This window comes from Reichenbachiella sp. (assembly GCF_965233835.1).
Lineage (GTDB): Bacteria > Bacteroidota > Bacteroidia > Cytophagales > Cyclobacteriaceae > Reichenbachiella.
This window is the reverse complement of sequence record NZ_OZ247585.1, coordinates 1,486,349-1,499,740: the sequence shown is the minus strand read 5'-3', so window position 1 is coordinate 1,499,740 and position 13,392 is coordinate 1,486,349. Positions and strand designations below refer to the sequence as shown.

General features: G+C 38.4%; 16 protein-coding genes. 9 read left to right on the top strand and 7 right to left on the bottom strand.

The genetic code is table 11. The features are described 5' to 3' along the window. Positions 1-237: 237 nt before the first annotated feature. Entirely contained in the window at positions 238-720 is a 483-nt protein-coding gene (locus ACO6S2_RS06450) for an Lrp/AsnC family transcriptional regulator (RefSeq protein ID WP_318172930.1), read from the top strand. Between the two features lie 7 nt (positions 721-727). Continuing rightward, complete coding sequence (locus ACO6S2_RS06445; RefSeq protein ID WP_422361697.1) at positions 728-1,237, top strand: phosphoribosyltransferase family protein; 510 nt, start codon at positions 728-730, stop codon at positions 1,235-1,237. A 7-nt stretch (positions 1,238-1,244) separates the two neighbouring features. Here the strand turns inward: ACO6S2_RS06445 and ACO6S2_RS06440 are convergent, their stop codons facing one another. Beyond that, entirely contained in the window at positions 1,245-4,052 is a 2,808-nt protein-coding gene (locus ACO6S2_RS06440) for a M16 family metallopeptidase (RefSeq protein WP_422361696.1), read from the bottom strand. A 94-nt stretch (positions 4,053-4,146) separates the two neighbouring features. Beyond that, the gene (locus ACO6S2_RS06435) at positions 4,147-4,761 is read right to left on the bottom strand and encodes a DUF6134 family protein (protein WP_422361695.1); all 615 of its coding nucleotides are present in this window, start codon (positions 4,759-4,761) and stop codon (positions 4,147-4,149) included. Between the two features lie 112 nt (positions 4,762-4,873). On the opposite strand from ACO6S2_RS06435, the gene ACO6S2_RS06430 reads away from it, so the two are divergent. Together ACO6S2_RS06430 and rlmN are read left to right on the top strand one after the other, a co-directional pair. Then, positions 4,874-5,278 carry a (4Fe-4S)-binding protein gene (locus tag ACO6S2_RS06430; protein ID WP_422361694.1) on the top strand — a complete coding sequence of 135 codons (405 nt, stop codon included), beginning with the start codon at positions 4,874-4,876 and terminating at the stop codon, positions 5,276-5,278. A 22-nt stretch (positions 5,279-5,300) separates the two neighbouring features. Continuing rightward, complete coding sequence (rlmN, locus tag ACO6S2_RS06425; protein WP_422361693.1) at positions 5,301-6,347, top strand: 23S rRNA (adenine(2503)-C(2))-methyltransferase RlmN; 1,047 nt, start codon at positions 5,301-5,303, stop codon at positions 6,345-6,347. On the opposite strand, the gene ACO6S2_RS06420 is transcribed toward rlmN, so the two are convergent. Both ACO6S2_RS06420 and ACO6S2_RS06415 read right to left on the bottom strand, forming a co-directional pair. Beyond that, positions 6,344-6,943, bottom strand: coding sequence for an IMPACT family protein (locus ACO6S2_RS06420; RefSeq protein WP_422361692.1), 600 nt, complete (start codon positions 6,941-6,943; stop codon positions 6,344-6,346). The two genes, rlmN and ACO6S2_RS06420, sit on opposite strands and share 4 nt — an antisense overlap. A gap of 2 nt (positions 6,944-6,945) precedes the next feature. Beyond that, the gene (locus tag ACO6S2_RS06415) at positions 6,946-8,082 is read right to left on the bottom strand and encodes a tetratricopeptide repeat protein (RefSeq protein ID WP_422361691.1); all 1,137 of its coding nucleotides are present in this window, start codon (positions 8,080-8,082) and stop codon (positions 6,946-6,948) included. A gap of 17 nt (positions 8,083-8,099) precedes the next feature. Here ACO6S2_RS06415 and ACO6S2_RS06410 point away from each other — a divergent pair, with 17 nt between their 5' ends. Together ACO6S2_RS06410 and ACO6S2_RS06405 are read left to right on the top strand one after the other, a co-directional pair. Then, positions 8,100-8,987, top strand: a complete 888-nt coding sequence (locus ACO6S2_RS06410) for a GNAT family N-acetyltransferase (RefSeq protein WP_422361690.1) — start codon at positions 8,100-8,102, stop codon at positions 8,985-8,987. Positions 8,988-9,092: 105 nt separating this feature from the next. Further along, positions 9,093-9,389: a hypothetical protein gene (locus ACO6S2_RS06405; protein WP_422361689.1), complete on the top strand. Its 297-nt coding sequence runs from the start codon at positions 9,093-9,095 to the stop codon at positions 9,387-9,389. Here the strand turns inward: ACO6S2_RS06405 and ACO6S2_RS06400 are convergent. Then, entirely contained in the window at positions 9,386-10,162 is a 777-nt protein-coding gene (locus ACO6S2_RS06400) for a porin family protein (protein WP_422361688.1), read from the bottom strand. The two genes, ACO6S2_RS06405 and ACO6S2_RS06400, sit on opposite strands and share 4 nt — an antisense overlap. Then, positions 10,111-10,776, bottom strand: coding sequence for a bifunctional demethylmenaquinone methyltransferase/2-methoxy-6-polyprenyl-1,4-benzoquinol methylase UbiE (gene ubiE / locus ACO6S2_RS06395; protein WP_422362435.1), 666 nt, complete (start codon positions 10,774-10,776; stop codon positions 10,111-10,113). The genes ACO6S2_RS06400 and ubiE overlap by 52 nt, the downstream gene beginning before the upstream one ends. 200 nt (positions 10,777-10,976) lie before the next feature. Between ubiE and yihA the strand changes: the two genes are divergently transcribed. Genes yihA through ACO6S2_RS06380 form a run of 3 tightly spaced genes read left to right on the top strand, consistent with a single transcriptional unit; the run spans position 10,977 to position 12,357 of the window. Further along, complete coding sequence (gene yihA, locus ACO6S2_RS06390) at positions 10,977-11,573, top strand: ribosome biogenesis GTP-binding protein YihA/YsxC (protein ID WP_422361687.1); 597 nt, start codon at positions 10,977-10,979, stop codon at positions 11,571-11,573. A gap of 36 nt (positions 11,574-11,609) precedes the next feature. Next, positions 11,610-12,038, top strand: a complete 429-nt coding sequence (locus tag ACO6S2_RS06385; RefSeq protein ID WP_422361686.1) for a DUF5606 domain-containing protein — start codon at positions 11,610-11,612, stop codon at positions 12,036-12,038. A 7-nt stretch (positions 12,039-12,045) separates the two neighbouring features. Continuing rightward, positions 12,046-12,357 carry a hypothetical protein gene (locus ACO6S2_RS06380; protein WP_422361685.1) on the top strand — a complete coding sequence of 104 codons (312 nt, stop codon included), beginning with the start codon at positions 12,046-12,048 and terminating at the stop codon, positions 12,355-12,357. On the opposite strand, the gene fbp is transcribed toward ACO6S2_RS06380, so the two are convergent. Further along, positions 12,354-13,367 carry a class 1 fructose-bisphosphatase gene (gene fbp / locus ACO6S2_RS06375; protein ID WP_422361684.1) on the bottom strand — a complete coding sequence of 338 codons (1,014 nt, stop codon included), beginning with the start codon at positions 13,365-13,367 and terminating at the stop codon, positions 12,354-12,356. The two genes, ACO6S2_RS06380 and fbp, sit on opposite strands and share 4 nt — an antisense overlap. Positions 13,368-13,392 lie beyond the last annotated feature (25 nt).

Below are 13,392 nucleotides of genomic sequence, written 5' to 3'. Positions count from 1 at the left end.
ACGACAATTCTATCAACTATTTCATCAAAAAACATAAAATGTCCGAGACGGGCATTTATGCTCTAAGGGTCGATTTTTCATAGGGTGGCGTGATTTTAGGCTTGTTTTCACATTATCAAACAACCACCCGTTTAACTCAAAATAAAACATTCTATTGAAATAATAAATTTTAATTATTGAGATAGAATAATTACTAATCTTACTAATTTTGAACCGAAGAATATTTTGCAAATGCTAATGATTGGCAACACGAAAATCGACAAAACAGACAGGAAAATCCTGAAGATTTTACAAGCAAATGGTAAAATTACCAATGCTAAACTATCTGAAGAGATAGGTTTATCTCCAGCACCTACTTTGGAGAGGGTGAAAAAACTCGAAAATTCTGGTATCATTAAAAGCTACCATGCAGAGTTAGACTCTGCCATGCTGGGACTTGGGGTCAATACCTTTGTCCAAGTATCATTGAAAGGTCATAACAAGCCTAATATAGAAACATTCCTGAGTAAAATTTCTGACATTGAAGAAATTATTGAGTGTCATCATATTACAGGCTCAGGTGATTTTATCCTTCGAATCGTAGCAAAAGACATTGCCTCCTACCAGCAACTGATGTTGGAGAAGGTTAGTGACATTGATATTGTGGATAGCTTGCAGTCTATGGTGATACTTTCTACCTTTAAAAACAGCAAGGAAGTACCTGTACCAGCGGATAATTAAGTCCTGTATGACTAAAGAAAAAAATCTGATTTTGAATGCCATTCAGATCGATCAACGCATCGTGAGAATGGCATACGAAATTTATGAGAATAATCTAGACGAAAAGCATCTCATCTTAGCAGGTGTGTCTGACAATGGATTTGTATTTGCTACTTTGATGAGCAAAGAGCTTGAAAAAATTTCACCACTCAAGACCTCAATCGTTAGAGTAGACATCAATAAAGAAGCTCCCTTTTTAGAAGACGTTCATCTAGAAAAAATGGAAGAAAAAGAGCTCACAAAAAAGTCCATAGTGCTCTTTGATGATGTGCTCAACTCGGGGAAAACTGCTGCATTTGCTCTGAAGGCCTTCTTAAATACCAATATAAAAAAAATAGAAGTTGTAGTAATGGTCAATCGAAGCCATAAATCATTTCCTATTTATCCAAAATATAAAGGGTATGAACTAGCTACTACCATCAACGAACATGTAGAGGTAATTCTTAAGGGCAGAGAGAAAGGCGTTTATTTATTCTAATTAACAACTACTCTTCTGGATACAGCACCACCTGAATATATTGATCGGTATCCAAATATTTTTTAGCTACTTGTTGGATATCATTAGCGGTCAAATCCTCGATGCGTTGGTCTAACCATTCGACTTCGTTGTAATCAAAATTATTTACATGATAGGTTTTTAGAACGTTCATCCAGTAGCCATTAGTTTTCCAATGGAGTTCCTGATCTCTACGCTGAGCCTCCTTTATCTTATTTAAGTTTTCTTCAGATACTCCTTGTTCTTGAATTTCGCGGATGGCTTCTAGCGCAGCAGCCACCAATTCATCAACATTATCAGGGCCACACGGAAAACTGATATTGAATTCGAAATTTTCATAAGGCGACTTGCTTCCATACCCTGAGGCTCCAACTCCGTATACTCCGCCTTTCTCCTCGCGAAGAATTTCTACTAAGCGAATATCTAGAATTTCAGCCAGGCACCTGAGATAATAGGACTCCTCACGTGAATATTTCATTTCACCTGTAAAAACCATGTTCACAGAGCTTTTTGGTTCTGAGCCTTTAAAAACCTTTTCGTTGACCATGCCATTTGGAGGACGCACACCTCGGTCTACCCATTTTTCTTCCCTTGTACTCGGGATACCCCCCAAGTACTTTTCAATCAAAGGAATTAAGGTATCTTCGTCCACGTTGCCAACAAACCAGAAGGAGAAGTCTCCTGGACTAGAAAATCTATCTTTGTAAAAGCCGAGCGCTTGATCCAAATAAACCTGTTGCAAGTCTTCTGCTGTTGGAATACCGCCACCCCTCATGTTTTGCTGAGAAAGGATTTTAGCCATTTGGTCCTGATAGAAATAATTTGGATCGGACATTACATTTGACAGAAATGCCATATTACGTTGCATTAATGACTGATAAGCTGCTTCATCACGCCTTACTTCAGTAAAATACAAATAGGTCAACTGCAATAACGTCTCTAAATCTTTTGGCGAAGCACTGCCTCTAAAGCCCTCCTCCAGGTCACTCATGTATGGTTGCAAGCCGACCGACTTACCCGCCAGTACTTTTTGCAAATCGGTGTATGAATAATCCCCTATACCGCTCAGTCCTACTATGTTAGTGGCAAAAGAAGCAGACCAATATGAACTATCCTCGGCTAACGAAATACCACCAGAACGATGGGCCATGAACTGAATTTCGTCATTTTTGTAATCGGTAGATTTGATGAAAACCTGAGCACCATTGGAAAGCATAACGGAAGTCACTCCCAGTCCATCAATACTAGATCTTTCCAGTACCTTCCCTGGAACCGGTTCTTTTTTTATCAATTGATCACTCAAAACTAAGTCTTGCAATGGCTCTGGTTTGCTTTCATCAGAGGCCTTTACCCACGCCAATAAGTCATCTGTTGTAGGAAGTTTAACCTCTTCTTTCTCAGGAGCAGTCAGATAAATAACTCGATTGTCTTCACTTATCTGCTCATCGACAATAGCATTTACCTCATTCAGGGTAATACCTTCTAAATACTTTTTGGTAAAAGCGTACTCATATTCAATACCTGGCACTGGCTCTTTCTCCAAAAAATGATTTACTAATTCATCTACAAGCCCAGCAGACTCTGTCTTATCCTTTTCGTTGTACGCACTTTCGTAGGCTTCCATTAGGTTCAATTTCTCAGTTTTCAATTCTGAGGCTGTAAACCCGTGAAGCTCTACCCTTTTTATTTCATTCATCAACGTTCGTACTCCTCCCTCCACATCGTCGGGCTTAGGCACTGCAAAACAAGAAAATGCATTTTTACTTCTTGTGATAAATGACCCTATGGAAGTTGAAGCATATAAGTAAGGGGGATTCGCTTCTTGCATGAGGTCCTGCAAGCGTTGATTAATCATAGAGGTAAACAAACTTTGAATCAAAGCTTTTCGGTAGTCGTTTCCTGTCACAAAATCTTTAACGTCAGATTTGTACATCAGATTGAATATAATGTTTGTAGCTTCTTTGTCAGAAGCCACAGCCACTAGCGGTTCAGTATTATCAGGCACAGAAATTTCCTGTCGTGGACGTTCCTTCTTTGGATTCTTAAAAGCTGAAAATTGCTTTTTTATTTTCGATTCCATCTGGTCAACATCAATATCTCCAACTGCTATCACAGCCATTAAATTAGGCCTATACCAATCTTTGTAAAACCTTTTGATCGTTTCTGGCTCAAAAGTTTCGAGCGTTTCCTTAGTTCCAATAGGCAGCCGATCAGCATATTTTGATCCTTTGAATATAACAGGTAAATACTCCTGAACCATACGCATCTGTGCCCCTTGGCCAAGCCTCCACTCTTCTATCACCACTCCTCTTTCCTTTTCTATTTCTTCTGTTTCAAATAGTAGGTTTCCTCCCCAGTCTTGTAGAATAGTCAAACCCTGATCAATAATGGCTTCATCATCGGACGGAATCGGTAAAATGTAAACAGTCTCATCGAAGGAGGTGTAAGCATTTAAATGAGCACCAAATTTGACTCCTACGGATTGTAAATAATCTACCAATTCATTTTTGGCAAAGTGCTCAGACCCATTGAATGCCATATGCTCGGTAAAATGAGCCAATCCTCGCTGATCATCATCTTCTAGAACAGATCCAGCATTTACTAGAAGCCTCAACTCCACCCTATCCTCTGGTTTCTCATTTTTCTTAATAAAATACTTTAGGCCATTTTTAAGGATACCAGTCCTTACAGTAGAATCAAAAGGAATTTTCTGTTCTAATGACAATTCTTGCCCATTGATTTGTAAGGCACTAACTAGAAATAGAATTGACAGGAAAAGCTTGGATAGATTATTCATAAGGTGAATTTTGATATTCAATAAAATTAGGTGGATTTAGTCTTAGTTAATAGGACTGTTTGACCGAAGGTTTAAACACACCACTAACTGTAATTTATTGCTTCAATTGGAAATAAAATGATGCGTATGTCCTATTCAATTTCACATAGGTACAAAGTCCATCTTCATAAGTATGAGTATTTCGACCATCTTCAGAATAAAGCGTAAACTTATGGTCTTCATCCTTTTTAATAATTAGTTCTTCAGCGAACTGCTGAGAAAAGGTAGTCTCCTTATTACCTGGTTCCGAAAAATAAAGCTCAGGCACAGAGTATGTGATCGGATCCGAAGTCCTCATTTCTTCATAACCATTCACTTCTACCACATATTCATTCCCCTCTTTCCATACTTTAGATTTAGTTCTAGAGTTCCCATTCAACTTACTCTCTGCTTCGCCACTCACCAAAACTCCTCCTACATACAGTTCCTCCAACATATATTTTACCTTAAAGGTTAAAAGCATTCTGATTGAAGTCTCACTTTCTATGTAGTAAAAAATAGAATCTCCTTTCACCACTTTTTCTGCAATCATAAAACCGACTTTTTTATCTCCCTTGATTACATCATACTCGAGACGTTGAGAAAAAGCTGATTGTTTGGCACAGCCAAGCAAGGATAAAAATACACTTAAAAAAAGTGGGTAATACCACGAAGATTTAGGTTGCTTCATGTTAGAAAATAATAGGCTTCTTATTCCGATTAAATTGAGGTGGAAGTTAAATCAGAATTGCTAAAGAGGAATCTAATTTTGTTAAATTTATAAGAACCAAACATCTAAAATTATGGCAATCAAACACTACACTAAAGACAACGTCACCGTAAAGTGGCAGTCCGACCTTTGCATTCATTCAGAGAAGTGTTTTCACGGATTATCTAAAGTATTTAACCCAAAGCAAAGGCCTTGGGTAAACATGGATGGTGCCACACCTGAAGAAATCATTGCACAAGTAAACAAATGTCCCTCAGGAGCATTATCAATAGCTGGAGAAGAGAGTAATGAAACACAGGAAATAATTGTTGAGACCATGCCCAACGGACCTCTTATGGTCTACGGTAACATGAAAGTGAAGCATGACGGCAACGAAGTAAAGAAAAGCAGCAAAGTCACAGCATTTTGCCGATGCGGTGCCTCAGAAAATAAACCCTATTGTGATGGTGCACATAAAAAAATTGATTTCGTAGGCTGAGTTTTAGCGGTATCTTTGCGCCATGAATGAGGCAGCAACACTTATAGATTTAAGGAAATCTTCTAAAGAAGAAATCTCTGAGTATTTGGTAGGCATTGGAGAAAAGCCATTTCGAGCCAAACAAATCCATGAGTGGATATGGAAAAAGTCTGCGACCTCAATAGATGAAATGACTAACCTTTCATTAGCTACAAGAGAAAGGCTCAAAACTCAATTCACTATTCGGCCAGCAAAGGTCGATAAAGAACAAAAAAGTAATGACGGCACCATAAAATCAGCACTAAAGCTTCACGACAATCACCTTATAGAAAGTGTATTGATTCCCCAAGATGAGCGAATGACTGCCTGCGTTTCTTCACAAGTGGGTTGTTCACTGAGCTGCAAGTTTTGTGCAACAGGCTACATGGACAGAGAACGAAATTTGGAGGCCGCAGAAATTTATGATCAGGTAGTAGCAGTCTCGAGACAAGCCGAACAAAACTTTGACAAACCTTTATCCAATATCGTTTATATGGGAATGGGTGAACCCCTTCTGAATTATAAAAATGTATTGGATTCCATAGATCGAATTACGGCACCCGACGGCCTAAATATGTCTCCCAAAAGGATTACAGTTTCAACCGCAGGTATTGCCAAAATGATCAAAAAACTGGCAGACGATCAGGTCAAGTTCAATCTTGCTCTTTCACTTCATGCAGCCAACGATGAAAAGAGAAATAAAATCATGCCGATCAATGAGTCCAATACGCTGGAAGCATTAAGAGAAGCGCTGAATTATTTCTATAAGAAAACAGGTAACAAAATTACTTTTGAATACATCCTTTTCTACGACTTCAACGATTCACTTCAGGATGCGAAAGAGCTGTATGAATTTTGGAAGCGGGTACCTGCCAGAATTAACATCATTGAGTACAACCCTATCGCTGAAGCAAGCTATAAAAATGCTGATGCCGATACTTTAGATAACTTCACCAAGTTTTTAACCAACAAGGGAGTAAATGTTCATGTAAGAAGAAGTAGGGGAAAAGACATTGACGCCGCCTGCGGACAATTGGCAAACAAGAACTAGAGTTTCCGTGCAATAAGTTGAATCAAACTCAACTTATCTTTCAAGGCTTCAAATTTTTCAGGTTCAATGCGTCCAAACAAAGTACAAATTTCTAGAAACTCCTGATTCTTGATCTCTACCCCAAAATCATTAATAATTCGCATGGCATCACTGGTTTTCTCATAGCCATACTCAACCTTAAAGTCCTGCTTAATTTCAACCACTTCGATTTCTGCCTTTTGCAAGGCATCCTCGGCTGCAGTTTTATAGGCGTGAACTAGTCCGCTTACTCCCAGTTTAGTTCCTCCAAAATATCGAACTACCACTACCAACGTATTGGTGAAATCGAATGAACGGATTTGACCTAGAATAGGATCTCCAGCTGAATGATTCGGTTCTCCATCGTCATTAGCCCGAATCAGTTGGTGCTGATCAGCTTCTATAATGTGGGCGTAACACCAGTGTCTAGCATCATAATACTCTTTCTTTAATGCTTCCAACTTCTTCTTTACTTCATCCAGGTTATTCACCTGATAGGCAAAACCCAAAAACTTACTACCCTTTTCCTTATAAAAACCTTCCGTCGGTGATTTGATAATGCGATACGACTCTGCCATGGCTAATCAATCTGATCCAATCTAGTCTCTCCTTCTTCCGTCAGCCAGTCCGTTTCATCCATATCGATTGTTTTCTCATAATAGACAGCGGCTAGCTCCATATTATTGTTTGCTTCGGATATTCTTCCCAGACCCAAGTAAGCGACACTTCTGTAATACTCACCTCGATCAGGAGATTCTTCTCCCGTTTTTAAACCTCGTTTATAGAAACGCTCAGCAGCATCCAGCGATTTTTCAACTTTTTCAGCGTACACACCTCTGAATATTTCGCCGCACATTTTGAAATATGGCTTTTCATGAGCTTGAAGTTGAGTGATCAATGGCATAGCACTCTTGTAGTCTTTTTGCCTCATTAAACATTCTAAGTATTTCGCTTTGAAATAATCATTTGCAGGATACATATTGTAAAGCCTTTCAAGGTAATACCTCGCTTTGTCCGCTCTGTTTTCATACCGTAACCAGATATAGGCCAGATATAATCCTGCCTCAATTTTTACAATCTTACTATGATGTACTGCACTATCTAATTGCACGAGTCCGCGTTGGACATCACCAGATTTGAATACCCAAACCACAGACTTATAGATCGGATGTCTTTCTGGATATTTTTCTCTAAAATAATTATACAAACCAGACAGAAAAAGCAATTCAGGGCTTTCGGCAGTATGCTCCATGGTCTTTTTAATCAGGTTATAGGTCTGCTTAGCTTGAGACATCGCCTTAAAACTACTCCCCTCTTGCGCATAGTACTCTGCCAGCAAACCATGTGCTGACATTTCAAAAAACATGGCTTCCAAATTGTTGGGATCTTTGTTACTTATCTTTTCCGACTTGGCTATGGTCTCCATCAAGTACTTCTCATGTTCAACATAAACGGGACTGGAAGTTCGTATCGGTTGATCTCGCCAGGCTAAGCTCATAGCCTTCATCATGGGAGCAATCGGGTGCCCTGGGAGTTGCTGTTCCAAAGAGTCAATAACAAATTCTGCCTTCTGAAATTCCTGATTGTATATAAAATCTCCACCACGATCTACCATTTCTAGCAAACTTGTATTTGAGAATAATGGTGTGTTTTGAGCAATCAGTTTAACTGAAAACAAAAAAAACACTACAAGGAAAAATGACTTAATATTGTTCAATCTAAAATTTAGTCTTCGTGATTGATCCTTCCCAACGCATATTATTTGACGACCAAATTTATCTGGATGCTAATAGTATCCAAAAAACTTTTGTCTACGAATGGAAGGAAAGCGAATGCAAGATAAATATAACCTTCTCTCAAGAAGACCATCTAGCAATTTCTTTACCAAAAGCTCCATACGCAGGATTTAATATAGAAGGTTCTCTGTCCCAAACAGCAATGGACAAAATGACCACTGACCTCAAAGAAAAATTGTCAAAACGGGGTATACAAAAGGCAATTGTTCGCCAAAGGCCTGAATTCGAACCAACTCCTGAATTTCAAATAATTCATGATGGGCTTGTAAGGCACAAGTTTAGTTATACCAAAGAGGCTAATCAGTTTGTATTTCTCGGCCAAGACTTTGAGCAAAACCTGCACCCCATGCAGTTGAGAAAAATAAAAAAATGCCAACAAGAACAACTAATATTTAGCAAAGAGGATCCAAGCAAGATTCAAGAAGTTCATTCATTTCTTACTTCGTGCAGGAACCAACAAGGGCTAGAAATCAATATTGACAATCAATCTCTAAAACAACTATTCCTCAAACTTCCACGAAGTTATGAATGCTATACAGTCAGAAATTGTGAACAAAAAATCCTCGCTGCCACGATTCTTGTATTGGTGAATGATCAAATCCTCTACAACTATTTGCCTGGATTTGATAGGGTTTATAAATCCTTAAGCCCGTTATCATACCTATTGTTTCAATTATATCATGACCTAAGAGACAGAAACTATGAAATATTTGACCTAGGCATTTCCTCAATTGATGGTGAACTTCAAAATGGCCTCTTCACTTACAAAAAGAGAATGGGAGCCGAGCAATCTGATCGCTTTATTTATGAAATCAACCTTAAGTAAATCACCTAATTTTCGCTTAAAATCAATAGAAAATTCGTCAAGAGCATTTATTGTAACAATATTCTCTATAAATTCGTTGCTTTCATTAGCACAATCCAAAAATTGTTGAAGAAATACTTTTCTATATTGTTCTGCGTACTTTTCAGTTTGTCAGCTCTGGCAAAGACTGAAAACACTACCAATAATGTTGGTGATGGTGGAGTATACAAAGCAGAAGCTTCGACAGATTCTAAAGAGTTGAGTACAAATGGCGAAGCTGAATCTACAGATCAAACTGAGGAATCAGGTGCTGAGCCAGATTCTAGCTACTACTCCGTGAACAAATTCAACTTCTTATTTTACTTCGTTTATAAAATGAATTATATGGATGAGGATGCTGAAGTTGAAACCTCCAAGGATTAATATCTCCTTGCTTTTCTTCTGAATGTAGATGGGCCGCCTTCAAAGGTGACATATATCGTGAAGCTATGAATATTCAAGCTCTCAATACCTGCACTAAAATCATTTTCCTCACTATCCAGTACATTAAGTAAGCCAAAAGAGTATCTCACCTCAGGTGAAAATTTGAAAAGTGGCTGAAACAGATCCAAGCCTACTCCTACATCAACTGAAAGGTTGAATTTTTCAATCAACAGTCGTTCTGAGGAGTCTTCCTGTTTTTTGTTGCCCGAAACCTTTATCGCTGGTGTAATTCCTGCTAATAAATAGATCGCTCTATTATCAACTCGTACCGACTTGTACTTTATCAATAAAGGCAATTCGAAGTAAGTAGGGTCCCGAAGCTCTTCTAGTACCGTTCCATTGTCATATCGATAATCAAGCCCTAACTGATAAAAACTAAATGTTGGTGCCAGACGCACATCCATATATTGAAATACATGGAAATTGACAATGAAGCCAATCTTAAAACCAAATTTGTGTGTAGGAAGAATAGAATGAACAGAGTCTAGTGCTGGAGTGATGAACTCATCAGAATACTTGAGCCTAAACCTTGAAGAGTGCCCTCCAATCAAAAAACCATAATGAACGGTTTGTTCATCAAAGTTGGGCAAATTTATACTGCCAGGGAGCTGAGCTCTGGACTCAGATACAAACAGACAAAAGCCAACAGCAAAACCAAGTACTACTTTGAGGCTGTGTATATAGAGCTTATGCCAAATGTTAAGGGTTTGCATTGAGTGTTTTTATATCCTGTTTTTTCTAATACGTCTAAAAATTGTTGCCCGTATGGAAATTCTGCTACCGATTCAGGCAAGTAGGTATAAGCCGCATTGTCGCTTGAAACCAATTTCCCAATTAATGGCAATATAGCCTTAAAATAAAAACCATAAAGTTGTTTCATTGGAAATTTGGTCGGTTTTGAAAACTCCAAGACAACCAACTTTCCTCCATCTTTGAGCACTCTCCTCATATCGGCCAGTCCCTTTTCCAGATTTTCGAAATTCCTTACGCCAAAGGCAACGATTACGGCATCGAACTTATTGTCTTCAAACAAAAGCTGCTCAGAATCACCCATTCGCATTTCTACCTGATCCTCCACACCTAGTTCGATCATTTTCTTTCTGCCTACCTCGAGCATACCTTCAGATATATCTACCCCGATGATTTTTTCGGGCTTAAGCTTTAGCGCCTCTATAGCCAAATCTCCGGTTCCAGTAGCAATATCAAGGATCAGTTTTGGTTGATGAGGTTTTAACTGTTTGATGGCCTTTTTCCTCCATAGAATGTCTATGCCCATACTGAGGAAATGATTAAGGAAATCATAGCGCTTGCTGATATTATTAAACATATCAGCTACTTGTTGCTTTTTAGATTGCTCCTGATTTTTGTAAGGTAGTGCCAATTGCTTCGTATTTTAATTTCGCTGCAATATTACATGGATTCCCCGAATTAATTACCACTCTCTCATTCATATCAAGAGTAGAAATAATCTTGATATGCTTAGAGTAACAATTTGGATTTGAGCATTTTTGCAAAAAATTAATTCCAATGAAAATTACTAGTTCCGAATTTGTAATCAGCAACACTGACTACAAACAATGCCCCACCCCAGACAAACCGGAATATGCCTTCATTGGAAGGTCTAATGTTGGAAAGTCATCATTGATAAATATGCTGACTAATAAGACCAAATTGGCTAAAACCTCAGGCAAACCGGGCAAGACCCAATTGATCAATCATTTCCTAATTAACAAGGCCTGGTTTCTGGTCGATTTGCCTGGATACGGCTGGGCTCAGGTGAGTAAAGAAATGAAGGAGAAGTGGGATATCATGACCCGAAACTATCTGGGTCAAAGAGAAAATCTATACAACGTTTTCGTGTTGATAGATTCTAGAATACCCCCACAAAAAATTGATATTGAGTTTATCAATTGGTTGGGTGAATATCAAATCCCTTTCTCCATTATTTTCACCAAAGCGGATAAGCCCAATAGCACAAAGCTTAAGTCAAATATGGCCACTTTCAAAAATGAACTGCAAAAACATTGGGACGAACTACCGCCTACTTTTGTGACTTCATCCAACAACAAAATAGGCCAAAAGGAAATATTAGAATACATCGGGCAAATCAATGAGAGTCTATAAGAAAATATTAATTTTGCGACCGATTAATAACTAACTATGGATTTCAACGAAATAGCAACAGTATCAGGGAAAGGCGGATTGTTTAGCGTAGTGGCTCCCACTCGCGGAGGAATGATCCTTGAATCAATGGATGAACAGAAAAAGAAATTGGTGGTCAACGTCAATTCAAAAGTATCTGTTCTTGGTGAAATATCTATCTATACTACTGATAAAGAAGGCTCTTGCCCATTAGAGCAAGTGATGAAGAAAATTCATCAGGAATTCAATGGAGACACTGGCTTAGAAAGTAATGCAGACAATGACGAACTCAAAGCTTTCTTGAAGCACATACTTCCTGAATATGATGAAGACCGAGTTTATGCTTCTGATATTAAGAAACTGGTAAAATGGTATCATTTACTTAGTGCTGGCTACCCAGAACTTTTCGAAGACAAAAAAGAAGAGAGTAAGGAGGAGTCAAAATAATAATTTGATGAGTACTTCAGTCTCATCTTGCAGCGCATTAATCACAAAACATTTCCAGCTCCCAGAAGAGGAGCTGGCTTCTTTTCAATCATCCGAGCAAGCACTGGAAGAAGCTTTGACTTCTATCATCAACAATTTGCTCAATCAGGATATGACTCGCTTGTTGAATGCTTTTTATAAAATTGATTTGGATGAAGTTAAGTTCAAGAAAATTCTCTCCACTACGGCTCCAGATCAAATTGCAGCCACTCTTGCTCGTGAAGTTGTAAAACGTGAAATGCAAAAGGTAAAAACAAGAGAGAAGTACAGAAATATTTAACTTTTCTGAGCAATTACCTCTTCACCTTTAAATGCATGCGCTTTTTTCACCATATCAGGTGACCCGATGAATAATGGAACTCTCTGATGAAGTTCGGTAGGCTCTATTTCCATCACTCTACGGTTTCCATCTGTTGCCATTCCACCGGCCTGTTCCGCGATAAATGCTAAGCAATTACATTCGTACATTAGACGAAGTTTACCATTTGGTGCCTTCTCTGTGCTCGGATAGATATATATCCCTCCTTTCAATAGATTTCTATGAAAATCTGCTACAAGTGAACCAATGTACCTCGCGCTGTATTGTTCCTTTTTACAGTGCTCTATATACGCTTTCACTTCAGGTTCAAAGCTATTATAAGAACCCTCGTTGACAGAATATATTTTTCCATCTTGAGGACATTTCATATTTTGATGAGAAAGTAAAAACTCTCCAAGAGTAGGTTCGAAAGTAAATCCATTTACACCATGTCCGGTGGTATAAACCAACATCGTAGAAGACCCATACAAAATGTAACCAGCAGCTACCTGGTTGTCGCCTTTCTGCAACACATCTTCCATCTGAACTGGTGTACCTACAGGAGTAACCCTTCTATAAATTGAAAAAATGGTTCCAATAGAAACATTTACATCAATATTAGAAGAACCATCCAACGGATCCATGGCAACCACATATCGACTATTAGAGTTGAGTCGGATCAATTCATCTTCCTCTTCAGAAATAATGGCACAAACCTCACCCCCATTTTTCAACGCCCGAGTAAATCTAATATCAGCAATTACATCAAGTTTTTGCTGTTCCTCTCCTTGTACATTGGTTGCACCATAGGCACCAGCAATATCCAGTAGACCCGATTTATTTACCTCTCTGTTGATGATTTTTCCAGCAAGTGCTATGTCTCTGAGTAGTTGAGACAACTCACCAGTGGCAAATGCAAATTCGCCTTGTTTGTCATTAATGAATCTATCTAAAGTTGTTCCGATAGTAGATCCTAGTGATTGCTTATCCATTAAATGTATTTTGGGTTGCTGCAAA

Coding starts and splice junctions, on each gene's coding strand:
- yihA (WP_422361687.1), top strand. CDS start 10,977: ATGAAAATTACTAGTTCCGAATTTGTAATCAGCAACACTGACTACAAA.
- rlmN (WP_422361693.1), top strand. CDS start 5,301: ATGAATGAGGCAGCAACACTTATAGATTTAAGGAAATCTTCTAAAGAA.
- ACO6S2_RS06420 (WP_422361692.1), bottom strand. CDS start 6,943: ATGGCAGAGTCGTATCGCATTATCAAATCACCGACGGAAGGTTTTTAT.
- ACO6S2_RS06385 (WP_422361686.1), top strand. CDS start 11,610: ATGGATTTCAACGAAATAGCAACAGTATCAGGGAAAGGCGGATTGTTT.
- ACO6S2_RS06440 (WP_422361696.1), bottom strand. CDS start 4,052: ATGAATAATCTATCCAAGCTTTTCCTGTCAATTCTATTTCTAGTTAGT.
- ACO6S2_RS06400 (WP_422361688.1), bottom strand. CDS start 10,162: ATGCAAACCCTTAACATTTGGCATAAGCTCTATATACACAGCCTCAAA.
- ACO6S2_RS06445 (WP_422361697.1), top strand. CDS start 728: ATGACTAAAGAAAAAAATCTGATTTTGAATGCCATTCAGATCGATCAA.
- fbp (WP_422361684.1), bottom strand. CDS start 13,367: ATGGATAAGCAATCACTAGGATCTACTATCGGAACAACTTTAGATAGA.
- ACO6S2_RS06450 (WP_318172930.1), top strand. CDS start 238: ATGATTGGCAACACGAAAATCGACAAAACAGACAGGAAAATCCTGAAG.
- ACO6S2_RS06430 (WP_422361694.1), top strand. CDS start 4,874: ATGGCAATCAAACACTACACTAAAGACAACGTCACCGTAAAGTGGCAG.
- ACO6S2_RS06435 (WP_422361695.1), bottom strand. CDS start 4,761: ATGAAGCAACCTAAATCTTCGTGGTATTACCCACTTTTTTTAAGTGTA.
- ubiE (WP_422362435.1), bottom strand. CDS start 10,776: ATGTTTAATAATATCAGCAAGCGCTATGATTTCCTTAATCATTTCCTC.
- ACO6S2_RS06380 (WP_422361685.1), top strand. CDS start 12,046: ATGAGTACTTCAGTCTCATCTTGCAGCGCATTAATCACAAAACATTTC.